Below are 24,141 nucleotides of genomic sequence, written 5' to 3'. Positions count from 1 at the left end.
ATTTGTTATTATAGAAGCAGATAGATTTCTTATTAACACGCAATTTAAACTTCAATATCAACAACAATCCTTCAAATATCATTTTATAATCTAAAATAAATTATTGAACGAAATTAAATAGATAATAATGAAAAAAATATTACTATCCCTTGCATTTATTGCTATCAGCATTTCAGCGAACGCACAAACTGCGGTTGACAGACAAACTATAAAAGATAATTCTAACGTTTTGACTCCATTTATTGATGGAGACATTAACTTAATTTCTACGAATTTTAGTACAATTTCAGAAATCCAACTAAAACAGTTACAAAGATTATCATACTACAAATATGTTACTTTATCTTCTGAAATGGCTGGCGAAGAATTAGAAACTTACATTAATGAAGTTAAAACACAAATGGAAGAAATTCTTGGTACTGCCTTATATACACAAGTTTCACAGAACGAAGCTGTATTTAATATTATTTCTGGCGAAGTATATTTAAATACACCTCACGTAGAAGAACAATCTTAGACATAAAACAAAAAAAACGCTTTTACAAGCGTTTTTTTTTGTCATATTTCTTTAGTTACTTTATCTATAACTCGAATAGTTTCATCTAAATCTGCATAAGACAAAGCATCGGTTATAAACCAAGTTTCATATGAAGATGGCGCAATATAAACTCCATTTTCAACTAATTTATGAAAGAAGTCTTTGAAATAAGGTGTATCTCCTTTTCCGGCAGTTTCAAAATCGGTAACTTCTCCTCCACAAAAGAAAATCGAAATCATAGAACCTACTCTATTAATTACGTGTTCGACATTATTTTTAGTTAAAACTTGACGAATACCTTTTTCTAAATAAGCTGTTTTCTCATCTAAACGATTGAATAACTCAGTATCTTTATTAATCTCTTGCAACATAGCTAGACCAGCAGCCATTGCCAATGGATTTCCTGATAATGTTCCTGCTTGATAAACTGGACCAACTGGAGATAAATAATCCATAATTTCATTACGAGCAGCAAAAGCACCAACTGGTAATCCTCCACCAATTACTTTCCCAAAAGTTACGATATCAGCATTAATTCCAAAAAGTTCTTGAGCGCCACCTTTTGCAAGTCTAAAACCTGTCATCACTTCATCAAAAATCAATAATGCACCGTTGGCATCACAAAGAGAACGAAGTCCTTCTAAAAAACCATTAATTGCAGGTACGCAACCCATATTTCCAGCAACTGGCTCAATGATGATACAAGCAATTTCATTTTTATTTAAATCGAATAATTCTTTTACTGAATCTAAATTATTGTAATCTGCCAATAAAGTATCCTGTGCTGTTCCTTTGGTAACTCCAGGACTATTAGGCACACCAAAAGTACTTAATCCACTTCCTGCTGAAATCAAAAACGAATCTGAATGTCCGTGGTAACAACCTCTAAATTTAATAATCTTTTCACGTCCTGTAAATCCTCTTGCTAAACGAACCGCGCTCATACAAGCTTCTGTCCCTGAATTTACAAAACGAATTTTATCAATATTTGGAACCATCGAAACAGCTAATGCTGCGATTTCAGTTTCAATTTCAGTTGGCATACCAAACGAAGTTCCTTTTTTAGCTTTTTCAACAACCGCATTAACTACAGGTTCATAAGCATGACCTAGTAACATCGGCCCCCAAGAATTGATGTAATCAATCAATCTATTTCCATCCTCATCATACAAATAAGCACCTTTAGCTTCTTTAACAAAGATTGGAGTGCCTCCAACAGATTTAAAAGCTCTAACTGGCGAATTCACTCCTCCAGGAATTACTTTTTGTGCTTCTAAAAATAATTGACTACTTCTTTGATACAACATATTATTTAACTTTTAATGTTTGTCCTATTTTGATATTATTATCTGATATATTATTTATTTCTTTCAACTCATCAACTGACATATTAAATCTTCTTGAAATGGAGTATAAAGTGTCACCTTGAGTTATTTTATATTCATTTGAATAATCTATTTTTTGTTTTTTTGGAACTTCATATTTATAATCATTACCCAAAACTAAATTATCATATTTATATAATTCATGACGTTCGATGATATCGATTAATTTCTGAGCATATTTTGGGTCAGTAGCATATCCAGCATTTTTTAATCCGTTAGCCCAAGCCACATAATCTTTTTTATCTAACGAAAAAAGTTGTTGATATCTAGACCTATTAACCAAAAAATTGGAATGGTCAGAAAACGATTCTAATGGAGATTTATATTTTCGAAAACATTCATCAGGCGCATCGTCAGTGAATGCGACCGATTCACCTTCCCAATTACTGGCACATTTAATTCCGAAATGATTATTCGCTTCACGCGACAATGTTCCAGTTCCTGAACCTGATTCTAAAATTCCTTGAGCTAACTTAATACTTGCAGGAATCCCGAACATCTTCATATTTTCCATCGCTACAAATTTATACGTATCAATATATTCTTGAACCATTATATTTGTAACCGAAACTTTTGAAGTTGCTTCAAGCCTTTCTGTTTTTCCTTTTGTTGATTTAGCATTAGATTTTGAAACCGACTTTGATTTCTTATCCTTTTTATCTTTTTTAGAATATTCAGAACGAATCTTTTCGCGAGTTGCATTATCTCTAGCAGAACTACAACCGACACAACAAAGAGCAACCAAAACTAAAAGTAATTTTTGCATATTTATTTTTGTAATATTTTAGCGTTTAAACCCTGTAAACCACCTGTATGAATCGCTAATATTTTTGAACCTGGTTTGAAACAATTATTTTTTATCATATCAAATAAACCAAAAAACATTTTACCCGTATAAATAGGTTCAATTTTAAAATTTTGATTTTGATTAAAATATTCGACAAAATCTACCAATTCAGATGTTGTTTTCGCATAACCTCCAAAATGATAATCGCGAATCAATTTCCAATTTTCTTTAGTTGTAAACTGAGAAATTTCATCTTGTAAAAAATTCTCTTTCAAAGCCGGAAATCCTAAAACCTTTTGATTTTCAGAAGAACTATTTATAATACCAGAAATGGTTCCACCAGTTCCAATAGCGCTACAAAGATAATTGAAATTAACATCATCTTCAACCAAAATTTCTTCGCAACCTTTCACCGCCAAAGCATTTGTTCCACCTTCAGGAATCATATAAAAATCACCAAATTGTAAACGCAATTTCTCAATAAAATTTTCGGACATCTTATCTCGATAATCGGTTCGCGTAACAAAATCAAAACGCATCCCATTTTCGAAAGCCAACTTTAAAGTTTCGTTATCCATGAATTTATTTGCCAATTCATCACCACGAATAATTCCAAGAGTTTCAAAACCAAAAATACGACCGGCAGCAGCAACAGCCGCAATATGATTGGAATATGCACCGCCAAAAGTCAACAACTTAGAAAAACCCAAACGTTGCGCTTCGTATAAATTGTATTTTAATTTTCTGAATTTATTTCCCGAAATTTCAGCATGCAAAACATCTTCACGCTTCACAAACAATTCAATCGAAGTTTTGAACGGTAAAAAAACACGTTCATTAAAACTTGCATTTCCGGGACTTATTTCAAATATTTCAGGAAGCTGAACCATTTTCTTTTTTCTAAATAATGTAAATTTCTTTCGTTTTCGTAAGCTTCTTTTTCAAAACTAATCTCACGGTAAGCTTTCATCCTATCTTTCAGAATTAAAAAACGAATAAAAAACTCAATTCCATACCAAATAAAAAAGAAAATAACTAACATTTCTAATTGTTGTCTCAGATGAATTCTTTCATGAAAAAGCAAAATAGTATTTGCTTTTAATTTCTGATTTCTTAGAAAAACAAAAGGAAAAATGGTAATTCCAACAAAACCACTCGGAACCAAATACTTACTAACAACAATTAACATAAACACAAAGTTAATACAAAAGCTTAAAACCTAAATAAACAAACACGAAATATTACAAATAAACCGATTTTCCGAATACATTTTTATTATTTTTGTAAAAAGTAGCGAAATATGAAAGAAGAACTTGTTTTGGGAGTCGATTATTATGTTGCCGATGCAGGATATCGTATTTTCACCGCTCACTACTTATCAAAACGCGGTTACTGCTGTAAAAGCGGATGCAAACACTGTCCGTACGGATTTGATAAAAAAACAGGATTAATCAATAAATAAGGGCGTGCCCCAAGGGTCGGGCTTTTTGTTTTATCTTTTCTATTTGGCTTTAGCTTCGCTCAGTCAACTAAAAAAGGATATCACTTCAATCCCTCACGCAACAACTATTACAAAACCATTAAATTATGACATTTAAAGAAGCCTTTCAACAAGGAATTCCTGCAGTTTTACCTGCTCCAAAACCTTATGAATCTGATATAAATCACGCACCTAAGCGAAAAGAAATTCTTACAAACGAAGAAAAAAAGTTAGCCCTAAGAAATGCTTTACGTTATTTTGAACCGCAACATCACGAAGTTCTTCTTCAAGAATTCAAAGAAGAATTAGAAAAATACGGACGTATTTACATGTATCGTTTCCGTCCAGATTACAAAATGTACGCACGCGACATTAACGAATACCCAGGAAATTCGTTACAAGGAAAAGCCATCATGATGATGATTCAAAACAATTTGGATTATGCCGTTGCGCAACATCCACATGAATTAATCACTTACGGTGGAAACGGAGCTGTTTTCAGCAACTGGGCGCAATACTTATTAACCATGAAATACTTGTCTGAAATGACAGACGAACAAACCTTGGTTATGTATTCTGGTCATCCGATGGGATTATTTCCATCCCATAAAAACGCTCCAAGAGTTGTAGTTACCAACGGAATGATGATTCCGAATTATTCAAAACCAGACGATTGGGAAAAATTCAATGCGCTTGGTGTAACTCAATACGGACAAATGACCGCTGGTTCTTACATGTACATTGGTCCACAAGGAATTGTTCACGGAACTACCATTACTGTTTTAAACGGATTTAGAAAAATAGGCAAAGAACCTAAAGGAAATTTATTTGTAACTTCTGGTTTAGGCGGAATGAGCGGTGCGCAACCAAAAGCCGGAACTATCGCAGGTTGCATTACGGTTTGTGCAGAAGTTAATCCAAAAATTACCAAGATTCGTCACGAACAAGGCTGGATTCACGAAGTTTTTTCAAACTTAGACGAATTGGTAGCACGTGTTAAAAAAGCACAAGAAAATAAAGAAGTAGTTTCGATTGCTTATTTAGGAAATGTGGTTGATGTTTGGGAGAAATTCGATGCAGAAAACCTTCATATCGATTTAGGTTCAGACCAAACTTCATTACATAATCCTTGGGCGGGCGGTTATTATCCAGTCGGCATTTCATTTGAAGATGCGAATGAAATGATGGCAAATCAACCCGAATTATTTAAAGAAAAAGTTCAAGAAACATTACGTCGTCATGCAGCTGCAATCAATAAACACACAGCAAAAGGAACTTATTTCTTTGATTACGGAAACGCCTTCTTATTAGAAGCTTCAAGAGCTGGTGCAGATGTTATGAATCCGAATCCTGCTTTAGGGCGTGAATTCAAATATCCATCTTATATTCAAGATATCATGGGACCAATGTGTTTCGATTATGGATTTGGACCATTCCGTTGGGTTTGTGCTTCAAATAATCCAGAAGATTTACAAAAAACAGACGAAATTGCTTGTCAAGTTTTAGAAGAAATGATTAAAACATCACCTTCTGAAATTCAACAACAAATGAAAGATAACATTCAATGGATTCGTGGAGCTCAAGAAAACAAATTAGTTGTAGGTTCACAAGCTCGTATTTTATATGCCGATGCAGAAGGTAGAACAAACATTGCCAAAGCGTTTAACGATGCTATTAAAGCTGGGAAAATCGGACCTGTAGTTTTAGGTCGTGACCATCATGATGTTTCGGGAACAGATTCCCCATATCGTGAAACTTCTAACATTTATGACGGCTCTCGCTTTACAGCAGATATGGCAATTCATAATGTAATTGGAGATAGTTTTAGAGGTGCCACTTGGGTTTCTATTCACAACGGCGGCGGCGTTGGATGGGGCGAAGTTATAAACGGTGGTTTTGGTATGCTTCTTGATGGAACTCCTGAGGCAGAACAACGTCTTAAATCAATGCTTTTCTGGGATGTTAACAACGGGATTTCTAGAAGAAGTTGGGCACGAAACGAAGGCGCAATGTTCGCTATTCAACGAGCTATGGAAGCCGAACCTCTTTTAAAAGTTACCCTTCCTAATATCGTTTCAGATGATTTATTAACGTAAAACTTAAAAGTTATGAAGTTATTAAAGTTTTTTCCAATTCTAGGATTACTAGCACTTACAGCTTGTAGTTCAATTCAAGTTAGCACAGATTACGACTCAAGTGTAAATTTTAGTCAATTTAAAACCTATGCTTTTATGAAAAGCGGTATAGACAATTCTCAAATATCAGATTTAGATAAAAAGAGAATTTTAAAAGCTATTGAAGCAGAGTTAAACGCAAAAGGTTACACAAAAAGCGAAAATCCGCAATTATTAGTTAATATATTTACTGAATCACAACAAAATGTAAATGTAAATACGTATTATGGCGGTTGGGGTTATCGTCCTTGGGGTTGGAATCCGTGGATGTATGGACCTGGATACAGTTCGGTTTCAGTTAATACAGAAGGTGTTTTGTATATCGATATTTTAGAAGCAAGTAATAAAGAGTTAATTTGGCAAGGAAAAGGAACCGGATATTTAACTTCGAACAAAAACAAAAAAGAAGAAAAAATAACCGAATTCGCCCAAAAAATACTAAGCGAATTACCACAATAATTTTTTTTTCACGAAATATAACATTCGTAAAAAAGTTTAAATTTGCATTAAATTAAAATAATAAATTCAAAGATTATGAAAAAAGGTATTTTATCATTAGCAGTAGTTGCTGCAATCGTATTTACATCATGTAAAAAAGATGCTGCTCAAGAAACAGCAGACCAAAAAGGAGACTCAATTGAAAATGTAGTTGAAGAAACCACAGCTGTAGTAGAAGAAACAGTAGAGTCTTTAGAAGCAAAAATTAAAGAAGCAACAGAAGAATTATCTAAAGCTGTTACAGTTGAAGAGAAACAAGCTGCAACTAAAAAATTAAACGAAGCTAAAGCTGCTTTACAAACTTTAAAAGGTGAAGTTGTATCAACTTCTGAAGAATTAGCTAAAGAAACTGAAGACGCTGCTAACAAAGCGAAACAAGAGGTTAAAAAAGCTACAAATAACGCAACTCAGAAAGTTGAGAAAAAAGTAGAAGCAAAAGTAGCTCAAACTAAAGAAGAAATAGATTCAGCTTTAGAAAAAGCAAGTACCAATCTTAAAAAAGATACTAAAGAAAAAAATATAAGTGACAAAAATCTAGAACGAATTAAAAATCAATAAATCAAGAAGGTTAATAAAAAACACTTCTAAATACAATGCCCTCAAAAAGTTAGACATTACTTGAGGGCATTTTTATGGAAAGAAAAATAAAATACGATTTAGCATTTAAGATGAGTTGAGTAGAAGATGAATTAGACAATCTTTAATCATTGAATCTTATTTCATCTCGAGAAGAATTTAATGAAAGTATATTGCGTAAATGGATTCATGATTATCAATCAAAAAGAGTTAATGGTTTAGTTCCTAAACATAATAACAATAAGTATTCGCAAAGTTTTAAGCATAAATTTTTTTGGCTATAGTCCACTAGAATTTATGTTTATGAGAAGCTCGACTGAAATTTAATATATTCAGTGGCTCAACTATTTTAAAATTGCGAAAAGATTTTACTAACTTTTGTCTTGACGGATTATTACCTAAAGGACGTGCTAAAAGTATGGATACACCAAAACGAAAACCAACAAAACCTAAACAGCCATTAACTAGAGAAGAAGAACTTTTGTTTGAGAACGAACGCTTGCGTTGTGAGAATGCTCTGCAAAAAAAGTTCAATGCCTTAATTCAAACCAAGGAAGAAACACTAAAAAACTTGAACGTAAGCCATAAACAAATTAAGACCAACATTCGATCTAAATCTACTTTTAGATTGTACGCAAATGGCTAGAAGCAGTTTTTATTATCATTATTTAGCTAGTAAAACCGAAAAATATCAAGAAATAAAACTTCAAATTAAAGCCATTTGTCATAAACTAAAATGCAGATATAGCTATAGAAGAATTACTGATGAGCTAAGAAAATTAGGAATATTAATTAATCACAAAACTGTTCTTAAATTGATGCAGAATTTAGGATTGAAAAGTTTGATTCGAAGAAAAAAATATACATCGTACAATGGAGAATTGCTTCAAATATATTACAAAGGGCATTTAAGGCTGATAAACCCAACCAAAAATGGGTAACAGATATTACCGAATTTAAAGTAAAAGATAAAAAATTATATTTATCACAAGTAATGGATTTGTATAATCAAGAAATAATCAGCTATGAATTAAGCGAGTACCCTGTCTTTAACCAAGTAATTCAAATGCAAAAAGCATTTAAAATAACTAAAGATACTAAAGATTTGATATTTCATTCCGACCAAGGACGGCAATATCAAATGAAGCAATAACAAGTTTTAATAAAATAGAGAGGAATCATACAAAGCATGTCACGCAAAGGAAATTGTTTAGATAATGCCATTATTAAAAATTTCTTTAGCATATTGAAATTTGAAATGTTTTATATACAAAAATTCAATACTATTTAAGACTTGAATAACGAAAGAATAAAATCAAACTTAAACAAAACGAGTCCGATACAATATCGAACTCGTTTTTATAACATTTAATTTTTAGATACAATCTAAAAAATTATAATTATTTTATTATTTTACTCTATTGATATCAAAAGATTTAATAGCTCTTTCAAATCTATCCTCTTTCGAATTTGATTTAGAAGCTGTCTTAGTTTCAACATACAACAAAGAACCTGTACCATTAAATGTACCTGGTGCTGCAGTACCTGAATAACCAAAAGCTGAAGTGAAAGCATAATTCGTTACTTGATGAGCTGCATCTCCGTTTTCAGTTTGTCCAAATTGACCTAAAGCAAAAGTAGAGAACGAAGTATTAGCCGTTTGATTATTAGCAGTTGAAACTAAAGAAGGAGTAGCTCCTTGACTAGCAACATAATATAATTTTTGTCCGTAAGAAAGAACTCCTTGAAACTGATTTGGTAACCCTGCTTGATTTTCATCAATCATTGGAACATCAAAACTTGTTAGCAAGATGTAATATGACCCAGCATCAGTTCTATTCAAAATTTCAAATGAAGACCATTCTGAAACTAAAAGACTTTCGGTTGCACCTCCACCTAATTCTTCAGGTGTCCATGTATAAGTACCTTCAATAGCACCAGTTGTTTCATTTCCATAAACAGTAAAATACCCAAAACTTGACTTATATTCTGTACCACCAATTACAATATTAGCCGTTCCTGGCGTTGTATCATCCGGTGTAGTATCATCAACTGGATCAACAATAACTGGAGAAGAAGAATCGTCACCACCACAAGATACTGTTCCTACTGCTAACAATGCGATAGCAGAAAGAGATAAAAAGATTTTTTTCATAATAGATTTATATTATTTTATTGTTAAATATAAGTGCTAATTTATAAAAAAAATATTAGATACAAAATTTTTATAACTTTTTTAATATGTTAATTCAAACATCGAAGTAAAAAATTGCACTAATTGAAAATTTCAACCCTAAAAATTATTAAATACAAAATGAAATACTAATATTTGTAATAGATTAATACAACTCTATACATTATGGAAACTCATTTTGAAAGCAACCCTCTTTTAGACCGTTTACCAAAGCACTTAAAACAATTCATTAAACCACAAGTTTACGAAGATTACACCCCTATAAACCAAGCTGTTTGGAGATACGTAATGCGTAAAAACGTTAACTATTTATCTAAAGTTGCGCATAATTCTTATGTAGACGGACTTCGTCAAACCGGAATCGATATTGAAAACATACCTAATATGTACGGTATGAATCGTATTTTAAAAGAGATTGGTTGGGCTGCAGTTGCGGTTGATGGATTTATTCCACCAAATGCTTTCATGGAATTTCAAGCTTATAATGTATTGGTTATCGCTTCTGACATCAGACAATTAGAAAATATCGAATATACGCCTGCTCCAGATATCATTCACGAAGGTGCTGGTCATGCTCCTATTATTGCAAATCCAGAATATGCTGAATATTTACGTCGTTTTGGTGAAATTGGATGTAAAGCTATTTCATCTGCTAAAGATTACGAAATCTACGAAGCTATCCGATTGTTATCGATTTTAAAAGAAGCTGAAGATGCCGATGCAGAAGAAATCGTTCGTGTTGAAAAATTAGTTGATGATTTACAAAAAGATACAGGAGAACCATCTGAAATGGCTCAAATCAGAAACCTTCATTGGTGGACGGTTGAGTACGGTTTAATAGGAACACTTGAAGACCCAAAAATTTACGGCGCCGGTTTACTTTCTTCTATTGGAGAAAGCGCTTGGTGCATGACAGACAATGTTAAAAAACTTCCATACACAATCGAATCTGTCAATCAAAGTTTTGACATCACAAAACCACAACCGCAACTTTTTGTTACTCCAGATTTTGCTCATTTAAGTTTGGTACTTGAACAATTTGCAAATACAATGGCTTTACGTACAGGCGGATTAAGCGGAATTAAAAAACTGATTGATTCAAAAGCTTTAGGCACGATTGAATTAAGCACAGGATTACAAATTTCGGGGATTTTCACCAACGTAATTGAAAACGAAGGAAAACCAGTTTACATTCAAACTACGGGACAAACTGCGTTATCTTACAGAGAAAAAGAATTAGTAAATCACGGAGTTGAATATCACGCAGAAGGTTTCGGTAGTCCGATTGGAAAACTTAAAGGAATCAACTTAGCAATTGAAGACATGAGCCCGCGTGATTTACGTGCTTACGATATTTACGAAGGCGAAGAAGTAACGCTAGAATTTGAAGGCAACATCGTTGTAAAAGGTGAAATCATAACAGGTTCTCGTAACTTACAAGGCGAAATCATTTTAATTAGTTTTAAAAATTGTACGGTAACTCACGGAGAAACAGTTTTATTCCGTCCAGAATGGGGAACTTACGATATGGCTGTTGGTAAAAAAGTAGTTTCAGCTTTTTCAGGTCCGGCAGATATGCACAGCTTTAATATGATTTCTCACGTTCCGTCTTCGCAAACCATCAAAGCAAAGAAAACTCCAGAACGTGAAGCTCTTGAAAAAATGTATCAAACGGTTCGTGATTTCAGAGAAAATAAAAATACAAATGCAGATTTAAATCAAATCTTAGAAACTTTAAAATCAAACTATCCAACTGATTGGTTATTATCTGTTGAAATTTTAGAAGTTGCAGAAAAAAATCAACTTTCAGAATTAAAAGACAAAACATTAGCGCATTTAGAGAATTTAAAAACCAAACGTACTGATGTAAAACATTTAATCGAATTTGGAATAGAATTGATTCTTGAATCTGTAAATGCATAAAACAAAAAAATCCTGCTCATATATATAAAGAGCAGGATTTTTTTTATCCTTGAATCGGTATCGCAAAATCAGTTTGACTATTTATTACTTGGTCTTGATATTTCAACGTCCAACCTAAAGATTTAGTAACTACCAAAAATTTCGCCAACTCACTAATCAAACGGTTTTGTGCGTTACTTTGGATATTTGAATTCTCGATTTTCTTAGCAAATTCTGCCTTAATCGTTTCTGAAATTTTATTGTAATCTTCGCCTTTAAAGGTATTAAAAGTCGAATCTTCGATGTTGTAAATTTTAATATCCGGACTAATCTTAATTTCTTCTTTCGGAATTGAAGTAATCTTTAGTACTTTATTCGTTTCATCAATCTGATATTCCAATTTCGATAAATCGTACATTACTTGAACATCAGCATTGATTAAAACCATTGCTTTTTTATCAAACGTAAACAAATTCATCAAATACGACTTTTGGTCTTTGTAGTTGTAAATTTGCGAAAGCTTCGCTTCGTTAACTACCAATTTACTTACATTTTTTAATTGTTGTGTGATGATTTCTGAATCGGGTTGCACATTGCTTTCTTTACTAAATGGCGTACCGATTATATGATAAAAAAATGCTCCAACTAGCATTATCAATATCACACCAACCAATCTGAATATATTTTTTTTTTTATTTGTCATCTTATCTAAAATTCATGTAAGGATATTTTTCTAAAAGGATGTCCAATTTCTGCGCCAATTTATCCATAAATAGATTATGACTTTCAGCATACGGATTAAAAGGTCGATGCGCCAATCCTTTCTGAACCTCATCAACCAATTTCATGGTTGGAAACGATTCATCTGAAATGCAGTTTGAAACAAATTTCTCCCAAATATAATGGATTGCCATTTCATTCGGATGCAATAAATCGGCTGCATAAAAACGGTAATCACGTAATTCATCCATCATAATTTCAAACGCAGGAAAATAATAATGTTGCTTATTTTCTTGTAAGAAACCTTGAAGTGCGGTAATTAAATGTGCTTTACTTTGCTGATTTTCTACAAAACCATCTTTGATATGACGAACCGGCGAAACCGAAAATATGATTTTTAGATTTGGATTGATTTCATTCGCAATTTCAACCATTCGTTTGATGTTTTCTTGAATGTAATTGACCGATAAAATTTCTTTCGTAAACTCTTTTTGTGGAATTTTATGGCAATTCGCGACTAATTGATTAGAAGCTACATTTCTATAAACCCAAGAAGTTCCCAAAGTCAAAATCAAATGCGAAGCCGATTCTAAATCTGAACGGAAAGTTCTAATTTTTGAATTCAAATGAAACAAAACTTCATCTGCTTCCAATTCATTCAAATCAGAATGTGCATCAAAAGAACTCCATATTTCGTTATGTAAAAAAACATCCGTTTCTGTGAATAATTTGTCTTCCAAAGCAAATTGAAATAAATTCTCAATCGCTTGCGTATGAAACAAAATTCCAAACGGATTAACTGCATATTGAAACTGAAATTGCTTGAATTTTTCTGCCATATTCACAGCAAAACAACTTCCGACAGAAACAATTTTAGATTCGTAAGAAATTTTTTCTTCTAATGGTTTTATAGGAATTTCGGTAAGAAACTTCATAATCATATTTTTTGTAAAGATACAAACTAAGAACGGTTACGAATAAAAGTTAACTTATTTTAAAGATTTTTATCGATTAAGAAAACAATAAAATTGATTAACTTGCAGTATCAAAATTCTGTTTTATGAAACATATTGAAAAGTTGGCTGCTATTCGCCAATTAATGACAAAAAATAACATTGACGCTTATATCATTCCATCGTCAGACCCACATATCAGTGAATATTTACCTGAACATTACCGTTGTATTTCTTGGACTTCTGGTTTTACAGGTTCTGCCGGAACGTTAGTAATTACACAAGATTTTGCAGGTTTATGGACAGATTCTCGTTACTTTGTTCAAGCAAATCAACAATTAGCAGGTTCTGGTTTCGAATTAGTAAAATTAAAAGTACAGCACGCAGCAGAATACGTTTCTTGGTTAGCTGAAGAATTCACAGCTGAAAGCACTATTGCTTTCGACGGAAATTTAGCTTCTTTGTTAGTAGCAAATACCGTAAAACAAACTTTAGAACCACTTGGTTTAAAAGTTAACGGACATGTAGATTTATTAGGTTCGATTTGGGAAAACCGCCCAAGTTTACCGACTAATCCTGCCTATTTATTACCAATTGAAATCACAGGAAAATCTACAGCAGATAAATTAGCTGAAGTTCGTGCTGAATTAAAAAAAGCGCACGTAGCTTCACATTTAATTTCGTCTTTAGATGATATTGCTTGGTTATTTAATATCCGTGGAACAGATGTAAATTGCAATCCGGTTGTATTATCTTTTGCTTATGTAACGCAAACAGCAGCGTTTTTATTTATTGCTGATGGTAAATTAAACGAAGAATCAATTACAACATTAAAAACTGCTGGTGTTGAGGTTAAATCATACAACAAAGTTTATCAATTAATTGAAAATTTAGAAGTAAATAGTATTTTATTAGATCCAAAACGCACATGTTTTGCGGTTTATGATTCTATTCCTAATAACATAAAAATTACCGAAGCATTAAATCCTTCGAACTTATTAAAAGCGGTTAAAAACGAAGTGGAATTAGCGCATACTCGTGAAGCTATGATTAACGATGGCGTTGCTTTAACTAAGTTTTTTAAATGGTTAGAAGAAAACGTTGCAACTGGAACTTTATCTGAAATTTCTATTGCTGAAAAACTACAAGGTTTCCGTGAAGAACAACCTGGTTTTAAAGATATTTCTTTTGATACGATTGCCGGTTACAAAGACCACGGAGCGCTTCCTCATTACAAAGCAGAACCAGAATTTGAATATCAATTAGAACCAAAAGGTTTATTATTGGTAGATTCTGGAGGACAATATTTAACAGGAACAACTGATATTACACGTGTGGTTTCGTTAGGTGAAATGACGGCAGAAGAAAAAGAAGATTACACCTTGGTTTTAAAAGGTACGATTGACGGTTCGAGAGCCGTTTTCACAACTGGAACGCGCGGATATCAAATCGATGCCATTACGCGTCAACCTTTATTAGCAACGAAACGTAATTACGGTCACGGAACAGGTCACGGAGTTGGTTTCTTTTTAAATGTACACGAAGGTCCGCATGTATTTAACGGAACTGCAACGGACATTCCAATTTTAGTAGGAATGATTACTTCTATCGAGCCTGGTTTATATCGTGAAGGAAAACACGGAATTCGTATTGAAAACTTAGTGGCTGCCAAAAATTTAGAAAGTAATCAGTTTGGTGATTTCATGGATTTTGAAACTTTAACGGTTTGTTATATCGATACGGATTTAGTTGAAAAATCAATCCTTCATACAGAACATATCGATTGGTTAAACAACTACAACGAATGGGTTTTTGAGAAGCTTGCTCCAAGATTAAATGAAGACGAAAAAATTTGGTTACGTAAAAAAACCAAAGCAATCTAATAAAAAAATCTCGTGATAATCTCACGAGATTTTTTGTTTTGTCCCAATTTTACAATTTTTATTAATTGTTGATTATTATGTTTGTATTGAATTAATCAATAATCAACATCATGAAAAACAATTGGCAAACGCATCCGACAACAAAACAATATTTACTATTTTTATTTTTCATCATTACATCAGTTGTAAACAGTATCGTTTTTATGACCGATTCGTTTACAAAAACTTTGTTTAGCAACGATTTAATTGGTTTTAAATTGTTGTTATTTGTTCCTGTTATTTGGACTTTTATGATGACAAAAAATTACATAAAAACATTCAAACAAGTTTAACTATGGATTTTATATCAGAATACATCTTTTGGATTATTTTTTTTGGAACTATCCTTTCTATTTTGTTATATAAACGAATCTCGAATAACCCAAATGCTGTTACCGCAAAATATATAGGAACTTTAGACTTAGAGAATAAAGAAATCAGTCGTGAAGATATTCTACAAGCGATGAAAGCTTCTAAATTCAAAAATGTTTATTATGATGAAGGAAATGAGGTTTTTAAAGGAAGTGTAAGCTTTTCGATGTCGTCTTATTTTGAAAACATTGAGATTCGTTTGATTGATTCTGAAAACAAACCAAGATTAACTTTTTTATCAATTTGTGGATTTCCATTTCAGATTTACGATTGGGGAAAAAACAAAAGGAATTACAACAGTTTCATTAAGAATTTATACAAAAAAAGCAACCCATAGTGAGTTGCTTTTTGGTTTATGATTTATTTTTGATTATTTTTTAATTGAACAAGAAAAGCTTCTTTTGTAGCTTCTTGAACATCATTATAAAAAACGTCTCTGAATTCAACTTCACCATATTTATCGCTCAAATCACCATATTTATCAAAAAGCTTTAAAATTTGAGGCTCATAAATTGCAGTTAAATCAATAAGCTCTTTGTGTAAAGCTAAGGCCTCATCTAAATCTTTAAATTTAGACTTAGATAAATTCTGTTCTATCCAAGATTCATAATTATCTTGATTTTCAAGATAATCATCAGGTCTCTTTTTTAAAAACTCATCTTGTACATCCATATATCTGAAATAACCATCAGAAATATGAAGCTCTATACTCGCTTCCTTGAATTGAATATATTCCGTGTCTTTTAGAATATCCTCTTGAGAATATCCAATAAAAGACAAAATAAAAAAAACAAATAAAAATATTTTTTTCATAATTACATACACATTTATACAAGAACGATTGAAAATGGTAAATATTGTACTTTAAACAAAAACTTAAAAACATACGTTTTAAACTTTTTGTTTAATATTTTATCCATTCTTAGCTTCACTTCTTATTTTAACAAGAAAAGCTTCGGTAATAGCATCTTGAACCTCTCTATAATATATTTCTCTAAACTCTTCTTCCCCATGTTTTTGGCTTAATTTATAATTCATTTCAAATTGTTTTAGAATTTGAGGTTCATAAATTGCAGTTAAATCAGAAAGCTCTTTGTGTAAAGCCAAGGCTTCATCTAAATTTTTAAATTTAGATTTAGATAGATTCTGTTTTATCCAAGATTCATAATTATCTTGATTTTCAAGATAATCATCAGGTCTTTTTTTTAAAAATTCATCTTGCACGTCCAAATATCTAATAAATCCATCTGACAAATATAGATTAATGTAATCTTCTTTGAATTTTAAAAAATCTGGATCTTTTAGCACATCTTCTTGAGAATATCCGCTAATCGATAAAAGCAAAACAACAAATAAAAATACTTTTTTCATAAAAACAATAATTAATCCCAATAACATAGCAAATTAATTTAAATAATATTGCCTTTATTAAATAAAAAATCCCCGAAAATCAATTCGAGGATTTATATAAATATTAAAAGATAAAATAATTTATTTCACAAATTCAGCAGCTTGCTTAAGAGCAGCTTCGATTCCTGAGACATCTTTACCACCCGCAGTAGCTAAAAACGGTTGGCCACCTCCACCACCATTAATATGCTTCGCAATTTCTTTGACAATATTACCCGCGTGTAAACCATTTTCTGCAACTAAATTTTTAGAAATAGAAACCGTAATTGATGGTTTTTCTGCATCCGAAGTAGCAACAACAACAAAGGCATTTTCCATTTCATTAGTTAAATCAATCGCATTTTGTTTTGCGGAGTTAACATCTAAATCAGTAACAACTGCTAAAAAGTTAACACCATTAATTTCTTTAAAAGCCGCTAACCAGTTCGATTTTAAAGCTTTTGCTTGTTGTGCAACAAATTTTTCTACTTGCTTTTTTAATTTCGCATTTTCATCTTGAAGAGAATGCACAGCTTTTAATGTATCTTGTGGGTTTTTAAGCGTTTCTTTAATCTCCTTTAAGGTATTTTCTTGACCGATATAGAAATCGCGAACCGCATCTCCTGTAATCGCTTCAATACGACGAATTCCTGCTGCAACAGCTCCTTCAGAAATAATTTTGAAAGACCAAATGTCCGCTGTGTTTTGTACGTGAATTCCTCCACATAATTCCATCGAATTTCCAAACTTAATCGCACGAACTAAATCACCGTATTTTTCTCCGAATAAAGCCATCGCACCTTCTTCAACTGCTTGGTTAAACGGAATAGCTCTGCGCTCGATTAATGGTAATTGCTCTGCAATACGAGCGTTTACAAATGCTTCAACTTCTTTTAATTCTTCGTCTGTTACTTTAGCGAAGTGCGAAAAGTCAAAACGTAAATAGTTTGGTGCTACTAGTGATCCTTTTTGCTCTACGTGAGTTCCTAAAATAGTACGTAACGCTTGGTGTAATAAGTGCGTTGCCGAGTGGTTTTTAGAAGAAGCTGAGCGTAAATCAGTATTTACTTTTGCTACAAACGTAGCTTCGATATTTTCTGGTAATTGTTTAGTGAAATGTAATATTAAGTTGTTTTCTTTTTTCGTATCAATTACTTCGATTGTTTCGTTAGCAGAAACTAAAATACCTTTATCACCTACTTGACCTCCACCTTCAGCATAGAATGGTGTATGATCTAAAACAATTTGGTATAAAGTTCCGTCTTTTTTAGATTCAACTTTACGAATACGAGTAATTTTCACTTCGTTTTCAACTTGATCATAACCTTCAAAAGTTTCAACATTTCCTTCAATTAACACATTCCAATCGTCTTTAGAAATTTCAGAAGCTGCACGCGAACGATCTTTTTGTGCTTTCATAGCTGCTTCAAAACCAGCTTCGTCTAATTCATATCCTTTTTCACGTAAAATTAAAGCTGTTAAATCAATTGGGAAACCAAACGTATCATACAATTCAAAAGCTTTAGCTCCATCAACAAATTTACCTTCAGTACCAGCAATTACGGTATCTAATAAATGTAAACCTTGATCTAAAGTACGTAAGAAAGAAGCTTCTTCTTCTTTAATTACATTCTTCACTAAATCTTTTTGAGATACGATTTCTGGGAAAAATTCACCCATTTGCGCTGCTAAAACATCAACTAATTGGTAAATAAAAGGTTCTTTAGTTCCTAAGAAGGTAAATCCGTAACGAATGGCACGACGTAAAATACGACGAATTACATATCCAGCTCCATTGTTAGAAGGCAATTGACCGTCTGCAATTGCAAAAGCAACTGCACGAACGTGATCTACAATTACACGAATAGCAATGTTAGTTTTATTTTGTTCTTCTGAAATATTTTTAATTTCGTTAGAAGTATATTTTAATCCAGTAATTTCTTCCACTTTAGCGATAAGCGGTGTAAACACATCGGTATCGTAGTTTGAAGTTACGTTTTGCATAGCCATACACAAACGCTCAAATCCCATTCCGGTATCCACGTGTTGTGCTGGTAATTTTTCTAAAGATCCGTCTGCTTTACGGTTGAATTCCATAAATACGTTATTCCAGATTTCAACAACTTGCGGATGATCTGCATTAACTAACGAACGACCAGAAACTTCAGCTCTTTCAGCATCTGTACGTAAATCGATATGAATTTCAGAACAAGGTCCGCATGGTCCTTGATCACCCATTTCCCAGAAGTTATCTTTTTTGTTACCTAAAATGATACGATCTTCAGAAACAAATTGCTTCCATAAATCCCACGCTTCTTGATCAAAAGGAACGTTTTCATCAGTATTTCCTTCAAAAACAGAAACATATAAACGGTCTTTATCTAACTTTAAAACTTCGGTTAAAAACTCCCAAGCCCAAGCAATCGCTTCTTTTTTAAAGTAATCACCAAAAGACCAGTTTCCTAACATTTCGAACATCGTATGATGATAGGTATCAAAACCAACATCTTCTAAATCGTTATGTTTTCCAGAAACACGAAGACATTTTTGCGTATCGGCAATTCTGTTACTTTTTGGCGTGGCGTTTCCTAAAAAATATTCTTTAAACTGAGCCATTCCTGAGTTGTTGAACATTAAAGTTGGATCGTCTTTTAAAACGATTGGAGCCGAAGGAACGATTAAATGCCCTTTGCTTTCAAAAAATTGTAGAAATTGTTTTCTAATGTCTTGTGATTTCATTCTATATTTTGATTTCTTATAGTAATTTCAGTTACAGAAGTTTGTTTCTGCTTTAACGTGCAAAATTAAGCTTTTTTTTAGTGTGATTTTATTTTTTTATTTAACTCAATTGTAACTTTTTCAGATTTTAAATACTAATAAGAAAATTGTATATTAGCGAATAGCAATTCTATTAAAATATGCAAGTAGATTTACCTGAGAAAAGATATTACAGCATTGGCGAAATTGCAAAAGCTTTTTCGGTTAATACATCGCTGATTCGGTTTTGGGAAAAGGAATTTGACATTCTAAAACCCAAAAAGAACGCGAAAGGAAATCGTATGTTTACTCCTGAAGATTTGAAAAATTTAAAGCTGATTTTTCATTTAGTAAAAGAGCGTGGTTTTACTTTAGAAGGAGCTAAAGAACATTTAAAAAACGATTCTAAAAAACCAATGGATACGCTTGAAATTATAAGTAAACTCGAAAACATCAAAAACGAATTGCTTAAACTAAAAAACGAACTTTAAAAACTTAATTCAAAACAACAAAAATGAAAAAAATCCTTCCTATTATTATCGTAGTCGTAGTACTTATTGGTGGTTACTTTTTACTATCTATGAACTATCAAAACACGGCTCTTACATTTAAACAAAGTGCAGACAAAACTTGGGCAGATGTTGAAGGTGCTTACCAAAGAAGAAATGATTTAATCGGGAATTTAGTTAACACGGTTAAAGGTGCTGCGGATTTTGAGAAATCAACTTTAGAAGCAGTTGTAAATGCAAGAGCAAAAGCAACTTCAATGAACATTGACCCATCAAATATGACACCTCAACAATTAGAACAATTCCAACAAGCACAAACAGGAGTAAGTTCTGCTCTAGGAAGATTATTAGTAACTGTTGAGAAATATCCTGATTTAAAAACTAATCAAAATTTCTTGAAATTACAAGACGAATTAGCTTCGACTGAAAATCAAATTTTAACTGCAAGAACACGTTTCAACGCAAGTATCGAATCTTACAATGGTTATGTTTTAAAAGTGCCAAACAAGTTTTTCTTATCTGGATATCCAGAAAGACCTTTCTTCAAATCAGAAGCAGGTGCAGAAAAAGCTCCTGAGGTAAAATTCTAAAAAATAATATATGTCAATAACTGAAGACTTTATTTCAAAACACGAAGAACAAGCGATCATTGAAGCGATAAATACAGCAGAAAATAAAACTTTTGGTGAGATTCGTGTTCATATCGAAGAACATTCAGATGCTGAAGTTTTAGATCGTGCAAGAGAAGTTTTTGTTACCTTAGAAATGCATAAAACAAACGCCAGAAATGGTGTTTTGTTTTATATAGGCGTTCGAGACAAAAGCTTTGCCATATTTGGAGACAACGGCATTAACAATGTAGTACCCGATGATTTTTGGGTTTGCACCAAAGATGTTGTTATCGAACATTTTAAACAACAAAAATTTAAAGAAGGTTTAGTTGCAGGTATTTTAAGAGCAGGCGAACAGTTAAAAAAATATTTTCCGATTCAGGAAGATGATAAAAACGAACTTTCTAACGAAATATCAAGAGGATAAATGAAAAACATTTTAAATATAAAAAGCTTTTTCTTAAGCAGTTTGTTCCTTTTGTTTACGATTGGTGTTTTTGCGCAATTTAATATTCCACCAAAACCTTCAAAAGCTTCAGAACAGACAAGCGTTTTTGATTATGCTAACTTGTTAAAACCTGATCAAAAAAGAGCTTTAGAAACGAAACTGATTAATTATGCAGATACAACTTCTACACAAATTGTCGTTGCAATTATACCAAGTTTAGAAGGCGAATACGAAGGTACTTTAGCACCAAAATGGCTACACGAATGGGGAATTGGTCAAAAAGGTAAAGACAATGGTGTTTTTATTCTTTTGGCAGAAAAGGAACGTAAAATTTGGATTGCACCTGGTTACGGTTTAGAACATATTTTAACCGCAGGAATTAATGGTGAAATCATCAGAAATTACATCATTCCAGAATTTAAAAAAGGAGATTATTACGAAGGTTTAAACATAGGAACCACACAATTAATGAAACTTTTTTCGGGAACTTATAAAGGCGAACGAAAAAAGAATGTGGATAGTTCTGACGGAATTCCGGCTATTTTGATCATCATTGGCGTGATTATTTTTGTCGTCATTTTAAGTAAGATTAAAAACAAAAATGGCGGCAACGGAAATAACAGAGGAAGCGGTGGCTTTAACGGCCCAGATTTATTTGATATTATTGTTCTAAGCCGAATGGGTCGTGGCGGAGGCGGTAGCTTTGGCGGAGGATTCGGAGGTGGCTTCGGTGACGGAGGCGGCTTTGGCGGTGGCTTCGGTGGCGGAAGTTCCTCTGGTGGTGGAGCTGGCGGAAGTTGGTAAATCTAAAAAAATCAACTGCTTTGTAAAAATTTACAAGGCAGTTTTTTTATTCTATTTTTTTAATTTTTGCAATTAATGTTATTTAAAAAAACGCCCCGTGCAAAAGGGATGGAAGCTTTGTTTGAGCTCTTTTGCAAATTTATAATTTGTGAAAAGCGAGTGCGGACAGCCCGACCTGAAGCGAAGCGGAAGGATTTGACATAAAAAAACTCCTACCGAAGTAGAAGTTTAATTGTAGTTTTTTAGGGCTTCAAATATCAAGTTGGTTTCGTAGCCTTTGCGAATCAAATAATCGATCCATTTCTTTTTTTTCTTTTCGAAGGAACTATCTGTAATAGTCTCCCACTTTCGGTCAGCTAACGTGTAAAAGTTGCTCAAATAATCTGTTTCGATTTCCTTTAAAGCTGTTTTGATGTTGTACGATGAAACATCTCGAAACTTCAATTCTTGTTCAATTCTACGTTTTCCCCAATATTTGAATTTGTGTTTTCCGCGAGCAAAAGCTTTAGCAAACCGTTCTTCGTTCAAAAAATTATTTTCTAACAAATGATTTATTATATGATTTATTGCGGTTTCGTATATGCCTAAAGTTTTGAGTTTTTCAACAACTTCTTTATGACATCGTTCTTGATACGCACAATAAAATTCGATTTTTTTTGTGGCTTGTTCTACGGTTAAACCTTGTGGATTCATTTATTCTTTTTCTTCGTCGTTTTCAACAGTTAATTTACCTGCTTCAAATTGTTCCATCAATTCGTTCAATTCTTCTTCAGATAATTCAACTTCTTCCTCTTCTTCGATTAAGTAATTTTCGAATTTCTTTAAACTTTTTTTGAATTTCTTTGTAACGTCTTCGTATTCTTTTAATAATTTTTTATACGATTTTATAACATCTTTATGTTTTTTAATCGTTTTATCTTGACGTTTGATTTCTTTTTTAAGTTCTGATTTATTTTTTTTCTTGCTCATAATACCTTTGATTTTAGTTTTCTTAAAGTTATTACTTTTTTTTTATTTTTGTGAATTACGAGCTTATTTCTTCGAAGAAGAAAGTGTTTTGAATTTTATAGGTGTAAATCCATAATGTTTTTTGAATGCTAAAATAAAATGTGAACTACTTTTATATCCAAGTGTTGTTGCAATCTCGTTTATCGGAATATCTTTCTTGATGAGTTTGGCAGATTTAGTCATTCTAATTTTAGTCACATAATTATGTATCGTAGTTTTATGAAGTTGTTTAAATCCAGTTTTTAATTTTAACTCATTTAAAAAAACTATTTTAGACAATTCTTTGATTGATGGGGGATTATTACTATGTTGTTCTAGATAATGTTTTGCTTCATTTAATTTAATTAATTCGTCTGCTTTTAATGCTGATTTTAGTTTTGTTTTTGAAGAATAAATATGAATTAATAAAAAAAGTTCTACTAGTTTTGTTTGAATGTAGTAATAGTTTTTTTCGGCAAAAATATTTTCATCAAAGATTCGGTCCATTATTTCTTTAATTTCAAAATTTGGTGTGATTTGAAATTGACCATATTCAACATAATTGTTTTTTTGAACTTGTTGATAAAACACATCTTCTTTGGTCCATTTTTCATTTTTCAAAAGGTCTAGAAAAAACTGCTTAGAAAAAAATAATAGCGCATATCTTGCAGGTTCATCGCTTCGTAATATTTTAAATGTTGATTTTGTACTTTGTTTAAATGATAAATTTAAAGTACCGTTTTTTAAGTCAATTTTGTTAGCACTCTGAAATTGATATTTTCCTGAAATATTAATTGTCAATTGAATAAAATCTGAATCTACATTTAACTCACTAAAATGAGTTTCAGACAATCTAATTTTTTTAGTTACGCCAAAAAAACCATTGGATATTACTGTTTTAAAAACAGCGCAGAAAACGTCATCTTTATATTCTTTTACCTCTTTTAAGACCAATTTATTATCATCTAAATTATTATTAAACTCAAGGTCTAATAACGTTTGAGAGGTAGATTTTATACTCGATTTTACTACAAACATTAATACTTATTTTGATATTTTTAATACTAAATCTATAATTAATCTAAATTAACATAGCTTAATTTCGCACAAAATTATTTGTAATAAGTCTAAATAA

Annotated in this window: 30 protein-coding genes; 17 read left to right on the top strand and 13 right to left on the bottom strand. The window is 32.1% G+C overall.

The window, feature by feature from the left end; all coding sequences use genetic code 11:
• Positions 1 to 127: 127 nt before the first annotated feature.
• Positions 128 to 517, top strand: a complete 390-nt coding sequence (locus HW119_RS06715; protein ID WP_177762386.1) for a hypothetical protein — start codon at positions 128 to 130, stop codon at positions 515 to 517.
• Between the two features lie 41 nt (positions 518 to 558).
• On the opposite strand, the gene hemL is transcribed toward HW119_RS06715, so the two are convergent.
• The 4 genes from hemL to HW119_RS06695 are packed head-to-tail and all read right to left on the bottom strand — an operon-like array spanning position 559 to position 3,899.
• On the bottom strand, positions 559 to 1,845 hold the full coding sequence (gene hemL, locus HW119_RS06710; protein WP_177762383.1) for a glutamate-1-semialdehyde 2,1-aminomutase: 1,287 nt from the start codon (positions 1,843 to 1,845) through the stop codon (positions 559 to 561).
• Between the two features lies 1 nt (position 1,846).
• Entirely contained in the window at positions 1,847 to 2,689 is an 843-nt protein-coding gene (locus tag HW119_RS06705) for a glucosaminidase domain-containing protein (RefSeq protein ID WP_177762381.1), read from the bottom strand.
• Positions 2,690 to 2,691: 2 nt separating this feature from the next.
• Positions 2,692 to 3,600, bottom strand: coding sequence for a 1-aminocyclopropane-1-carboxylate deaminase/D-cysteine desulfhydrase (locus HW119_RS06700; RefSeq protein ID WP_177762378.1), 909 nt, complete (start codon positions 3,598 to 3,600; stop codon positions 2,692 to 2,694).
• The gene (locus tag HW119_RS06695; RefSeq protein WP_177762375.1) at positions 3,570 to 3,899 is read right to left on the bottom strand and encodes a hypothetical protein; all 330 of its coding nucleotides are present in this window, start codon (positions 3,897 to 3,899) and stop codon (positions 3,570 to 3,572) included. The genes HW119_RS06700 and HW119_RS06695 overlap by 31 nt, the downstream gene beginning before the upstream one ends.
• Positions 3,900 to 4,010: 111 nt before the next feature.
• Here HW119_RS06695 and HW119_RS06690 point away from each other — a divergent pair, with 111 nt between their 5' ends.
• The 8 genes from HW119_RS06690 (at position 4,011) to HW119_RS16905 (ending at position 8,810) form a co-directional block, all read left to right on the top strand.
• A complete protein-coding gene (locus tag HW119_RS06690) occupies positions 4,011 to 4,172 on the top strand; it encodes a DUF5522 domain-containing protein (protein WP_177762372.1) in 162 nt (53 codons plus the stop codon).
• 125 nt (positions 4,173 to 4,297) lie between these two features.
• Positions 4,298 to 6,286 (top strand): urocanate hydratase, encoded by a 1,989-nt coding sequence (locus tag HW119_RS06685; protein ID WP_177762370.1) that lies wholly within the window; start codon positions 4,298 to 4,300, stop codon positions 6,284 to 6,286.
• Positions 6,287 to 6,298: 12 nt separating this feature from the next.
• The gene (locus HW119_RS06680; RefSeq protein WP_177762368.1) at positions 6,299 to 6,823 is read left to right on the top strand and encodes a DUF4136 domain-containing protein; all 525 of its coding nucleotides are present in this window, start codon (positions 6,299 to 6,301) and stop codon (positions 6,821 to 6,823) included.
• 75 nt (positions 6,824 to 6,898) lie between these two features.
• Positions 6,899 to 7,420, top strand: a complete 522-nt coding sequence (locus tag HW119_RS06675) for a hypothetical protein (protein ID WP_177762366.1) — start codon at positions 6,899 to 6,901, stop codon at positions 7,418 to 7,420.
• A 373-nt stretch (positions 7,421 to 7,793) separates the two neighbouring features.
• On the top strand, positions 7,794 to 8,084 hold the full coding sequence (locus HW119_RS06670) for a hypothetical protein (RefSeq protein WP_177762364.1): 291 nt from the start codon (positions 7,794 to 7,796) through the stop codon (positions 8,082 to 8,084).
• On the top strand, positions 8,077 to 8,379 hold the full coding sequence (locus HW119_RS16730) for an IS3 family transposase (protein WP_255498048.1): 303 nt from the start codon (positions 8,077 to 8,079) through the stop codon (positions 8,377 to 8,379). The genes HW119_RS06670 and HW119_RS16730 overlap by 8 nt, the downstream gene beginning before the upstream one ends.
• Positions 8,271 to 8,591: a DDE-type integrase/transposase/recombinase gene (locus tag HW119_RS16910; protein WP_410503990.1), complete on the top strand. Its 321-nt coding sequence runs from the start codon at positions 8,271 to 8,273 to the stop codon at positions 8,589 to 8,591. The genes HW119_RS16730 and HW119_RS16910 overlap by 109 nt, the downstream gene beginning before the upstream one ends.
• 141 nt (positions 8,592 to 8,732) lie before the next feature.
• Positions 8,733 to 8,810, top strand: a complete 78-nt coding sequence (locus HW119_RS16905; RefSeq protein WP_410503989.1) for an IS3 family transposase — start codon at positions 8,733 to 8,735, stop codon at positions 8,808 to 8,810.
• 36 nt (positions 8,811 to 8,846) lie between these two features.
• Here the strand turns inward: HW119_RS16905 and HW119_RS06660 are convergent, their stop codons facing one another.
• Positions 8,847 to 9,593: a hypothetical protein gene (locus HW119_RS06660; RefSeq protein ID WP_177762362.1), complete on the bottom strand. Its 747-nt coding sequence runs from the start codon at positions 9,591 to 9,593 to the stop codon at positions 8,847 to 8,849.
• 204 nt (positions 9,594 to 9,797) lie between these two features.
• On the opposite strand from HW119_RS06660, the gene HW119_RS06655 reads away from it, so the two are divergent.
• Positions 9,798 to 11,555 (top strand): aromatic amino acid hydroxylase, encoded by a 1,758-nt coding sequence (locus HW119_RS06655; RefSeq protein ID WP_177762360.1) that lies wholly within the window; start codon positions 9,798 to 9,800, stop codon positions 11,553 to 11,555.
• Between the two features lie 43 nt (positions 11,556 to 11,598).
• On the opposite strand, the gene HW119_RS06650 is transcribed toward HW119_RS06655, so the two are convergent.
• A complete protein-coding gene (locus HW119_RS06650) occupies positions 11,599 to 12,237 on the bottom strand; it encodes a DUF4230 domain-containing protein (protein WP_177762358.1) in 639 nt (212 codons plus the stop codon).
• Position 12,238: 1 nt separating this feature from the next.
• Entirely contained in the window at positions 12,239 to 13,189 is a 951-nt protein-coding gene (locus HW119_RS06645; protein ID WP_177762356.1) for a GSCFA domain-containing protein, read from the bottom strand.
• Positions 13,190 to 13,314: 125 nt separating this feature from the next.
• On the opposite strand from HW119_RS06645, the gene HW119_RS06640 reads away from it, so the two are divergent.
• The 3 genes from HW119_RS06640 (at position 13,315) to HW119_RS06630 (ending at position 15,838) form a co-directional block, all read left to right on the top strand.
• The gene (locus tag HW119_RS06640; protein WP_177762354.1) at positions 13,315 to 15,090 is read left to right on the top strand and encodes an aminopeptidase P family protein; all 1,776 of its coding nucleotides are present in this window, start codon (positions 13,315 to 13,317) and stop codon (positions 15,088 to 15,090) included.
• A 110-nt stretch (positions 15,091 to 15,200) separates the two neighbouring features.
• Positions 15,201 to 15,422, top strand: coding sequence for a hypothetical protein (locus tag HW119_RS06635; protein ID WP_177762352.1), 222 nt, complete (start codon positions 15,201 to 15,203; stop codon positions 15,420 to 15,422).
• A gap of 2 nt (positions 15,423 to 15,424) precedes the next feature.
• Positions 15,425 to 15,838, top strand: a complete 414-nt coding sequence (locus tag HW119_RS06630) for a hypothetical protein (protein ID WP_177762350.1) — start codon at positions 15,425 to 15,427, stop codon at positions 15,836 to 15,838.
• A 23-nt stretch (positions 15,839 to 15,861) separates the two neighbouring features.
• Here the strand turns inward: HW119_RS06630 and HW119_RS06625 are convergent, their stop codons facing one another.
• The 3 genes from HW119_RS06625 to alaS all read right to left on the bottom strand — a co-directional run bounded on the left by HW119_RS06625 (position 15,862) and on the right by alaS (position 19,629).
• Positions 15,862 to 16,314, bottom strand: a complete 453-nt coding sequence (locus HW119_RS06625) for a hypothetical protein (RefSeq protein WP_177762348.1) — start codon at positions 16,312 to 16,314, stop codon at positions 15,862 to 15,864.
• A 99-nt stretch (positions 16,315 to 16,413) separates the two neighbouring features.
• Complete coding sequence (locus HW119_RS06620) at positions 16,414 to 16,872, bottom strand: hypothetical protein (RefSeq protein ID WP_177762346.1); 459 nt, start codon at positions 16,870 to 16,872, stop codon at positions 16,414 to 16,416.
• A 120-nt stretch (positions 16,873 to 16,992) separates the two neighbouring features.
• Entirely contained in the window at positions 16,993 to 19,629 is a 2,637-nt protein-coding gene (alaS, locus tag HW119_RS06615) for an alanine--tRNA ligase (RefSeq protein ID WP_177762344.1), read from the bottom strand.
• 179 nt (positions 19,630 to 19,808) lie between these two features.
• Between alaS and HW119_RS06610 the strand changes: the two genes are divergently transcribed.
• The 4 genes from HW119_RS06610 to HW119_RS06595 are packed head-to-tail and all read left to right on the top strand — an operon-like array spanning position 19,809 to position 22,019.
• A complete protein-coding gene (locus HW119_RS06610; RefSeq protein ID WP_177762342.1) occupies positions 19,809 to 20,138 on the top strand; it encodes a MerR family transcriptional regulator in 330 nt (109 codons plus the stop codon).
• 23 nt (positions 20,139 to 20,161) lie between these two features.
• Positions 20,162 to 20,746 carry a LemA family protein gene (locus HW119_RS06605; RefSeq protein ID WP_177762340.1) on the top strand — a complete coding sequence of 195 codons (585 nt, stop codon included), beginning with the start codon at positions 20,162 to 20,164 and terminating at the stop codon, positions 20,744 to 20,746.
• A gap of 10 nt (positions 20,747 to 20,756) precedes the next feature.
• On the top strand, positions 20,757 to 21,194 hold the full coding sequence (locus HW119_RS06600; protein WP_177762338.1) for a TPM domain-containing protein: 438 nt from the start codon (positions 20,757 to 20,759) through the stop codon (positions 21,192 to 21,194).
• Positions 21,195 to 22,019 (top strand): TPM domain-containing protein, encoded by an 825-nt coding sequence (locus HW119_RS06595; protein WP_177762336.1) that lies wholly within the window; start codon positions 21,195 to 21,197, stop codon positions 22,017 to 22,019.
• A 228-nt stretch (positions 22,020 to 22,247) separates the two neighbouring features.
• Here HW119_RS06595 and HW119_RS06590 read toward each other — a convergent pair whose 3' ends face one another.
• The 3 genes from HW119_RS06590 to HW119_RS06580 all read right to left on the bottom strand — a co-directional run bounded on the left by HW119_RS06590 (position 22,248) and on the right by HW119_RS06580 (position 24,044).
• Positions 22,248 to 22,712, bottom strand: coding sequence for a regulatory protein RecX (locus HW119_RS06590; RefSeq protein WP_177762334.1), 465 nt, complete (start codon positions 22,710 to 22,712; stop codon positions 22,248 to 22,250).
• Entirely contained in the window at positions 22,713 to 22,988 is a 276-nt protein-coding gene (locus HW119_RS06585; protein WP_177762332.1) for a hypothetical protein, read from the bottom strand.
• A gap of 63 nt (positions 22,989 to 23,051) precedes the next feature.
• Entirely contained in the window at positions 23,052 to 24,044 is a 993-nt protein-coding gene (locus tag HW119_RS06580; RefSeq protein WP_177762330.1) for a helix-turn-helix transcriptional regulator, read from the bottom strand.
• Between the last annotated feature and the right edge of the window lie 97 nt (positions 24,045 to 24,141).

It is taken from the genome of Flavobacterium sp. I3-2 (assembly GCF_013389595.1).
Taxonomy (GTDB): Bacteria; Bacteroidota; Bacteroidia; order Flavobacteriales; family Flavobacteriaceae; genus Flavobacterium.
The sequence above is the reverse complement of the archived record's forward strand: the minus strand, read 5'-3'. Positions and strand labels throughout refer to the sequence as shown.

Coding starts and splice junctions, on each gene's coding strand:
- HW119_RS06715 (WP_177762386.1), top strand. CDS start 128: ATGAAAAAAATATTACTATCCCTTGCATTTATTGCTATCAGCATTTCA.
- hemL (WP_177762383.1), bottom strand. CDS start 1,845: ATGTTGTATCAAAGAAGTAGTCAATTATTTTTAGAAGCACAAAAAGTA.
- HW119_RS06705 (WP_177762381.1), bottom strand. CDS start 2,689: ATGCAAAAATTACTTTTAGTTTTGGTTGCTCTTTGTTGTGTCGGTTGT.
- HW119_RS06700 (WP_177762378.1), bottom strand. CDS start 3,600: ATGGTTCAGCTTCCTGAAATATTTGAAATAAGTCCCGGAAATGCAAGT.
- HW119_RS06695 (WP_177762375.1), bottom strand. CDS start 3,899: ATGTTAATTGTTGTTAGTAAGTATTTGGTTCCGAGTGGTTTTGTTGGA.
- HW119_RS06690 (WP_177762372.1), top strand. CDS start 4,011: ATGAAAGAAGAACTTGTTTTGGGAGTCGATTATTATGTTGCCGATGCA.
- HW119_RS06685 (WP_177762370.1), top strand. CDS start 4,298: ATGACATTTAAAGAAGCCTTTCAACAAGGAATTCCTGCAGTTTTACCT.
- HW119_RS06680 (WP_177762368.1), top strand. CDS start 6,299: ATGAAGTTATTAAAGTTTTTTCCAATTCTAGGATTACTAGCACTTACA.
- HW119_RS06675 (WP_177762366.1), top strand. CDS start 6,899: ATGAAAAAAGGTATTTTATCATTAGCAGTAGTTGCTGCAATCGTATTT.
- HW119_RS16730 (WP_255498048.1), top strand. CDS start 8,077: ATGGCTAGAAGCAGTTTTTATTATCATTATTTAGCTAGTAAAACCGAA.
- HW119_RS06660 (WP_177762362.1), bottom strand. CDS start 9,593: ATGAAAAAAATCTTTTTATCTCTTTCTGCTATCGCATTGTTAGCAGTA.
- HW119_RS06655 (WP_177762360.1), top strand. CDS start 9,798: ATGGAAACTCATTTTGAAAGCAACCCTCTTTTAGACCGTTTACCAAAG.
- HW119_RS06650 (WP_177762358.1), bottom strand. CDS start 12,237: ATGACAAATAAAAAAAAAAATATATTCAGATTGGTTGGTGTGATATTG.
- HW119_RS06645 (WP_177762356.1), bottom strand. CDS start 13,189: ATGAAGTTTCTTACCGAAATTCCTATAAAACCATTAGAAGAAAAAATT.
- HW119_RS06640 (WP_177762354.1), top strand. CDS start 13,315: ATGAAACATATTGAAAAGTTGGCTGCTATTCGCCAATTAATGACAAAA.
- HW119_RS06635 (WP_177762352.1), top strand. CDS start 15,201: ATGAAAAACAATTGGCAAACGCATCCGACAACAAAACAATATTTACTA.
- HW119_RS06630 (WP_177762350.1), top strand. CDS start 15,425: ATGGATTTTATATCAGAATACATCTTTTGGATTATTTTTTTTGGAACT.
- HW119_RS06625 (WP_177762348.1), bottom strand. CDS start 16,314: ATGAAAAAAATATTTTTATTTGTTTTTTTTATTTTGTCTTTTATTGGA.
- HW119_RS06620 (WP_177762346.1), bottom strand. CDS start 16,872: ATGAAAAAAGTATTTTTATTTGTTGTTTTGCTTTTATCGATTAGCGGA.
- alaS (WP_177762344.1), bottom strand. CDS start 19,629: ATGAAATCACAAGACATTAGAAAACAATTTCTACAATTTTTTGAAAGC.
- HW119_RS06610 (WP_177762342.1), top strand. CDS start 19,809: ATGCAAGTAGATTTACCTGAGAAAAGATATTACAGCATTGGCGAAATT.
- HW119_RS06605 (WP_177762340.1), top strand. CDS start 20,162: ATGAAAAAAATCCTTCCTATTATTATCGTAGTCGTAGTACTTATTGGT.
- HW119_RS06600 (WP_177762338.1), top strand. CDS start 20,757: ATGTCAATAACTGAAGACTTTATTTCAAAACACGAAGAACAAGCGATC.
- HW119_RS06595 (WP_177762336.1), top strand. CDS start 21,195: ATGAAAAACATTTTAAATATAAAAAGCTTTTTCTTAAGCAGTTTGTTC.
- HW119_RS06590 (WP_177762334.1), bottom strand. CDS start 22,712: ATGAATCCACAAGGTTTAACCGTAGAACAAGCCACAAAAAAAATCGAA.
- HW119_RS06585 (WP_177762332.1), bottom strand. CDS start 22,988: ATGAGCAAGAAAAAAAATAAATCAGAACTTAAAAAAGAAATCAAACGT.
- HW119_RS06580 (WP_177762330.1), bottom strand. CDS start 24,044: ATGTTTGTAGTAAAATCGAGTATAAAATCTACCTCTCAAACGTTATTA.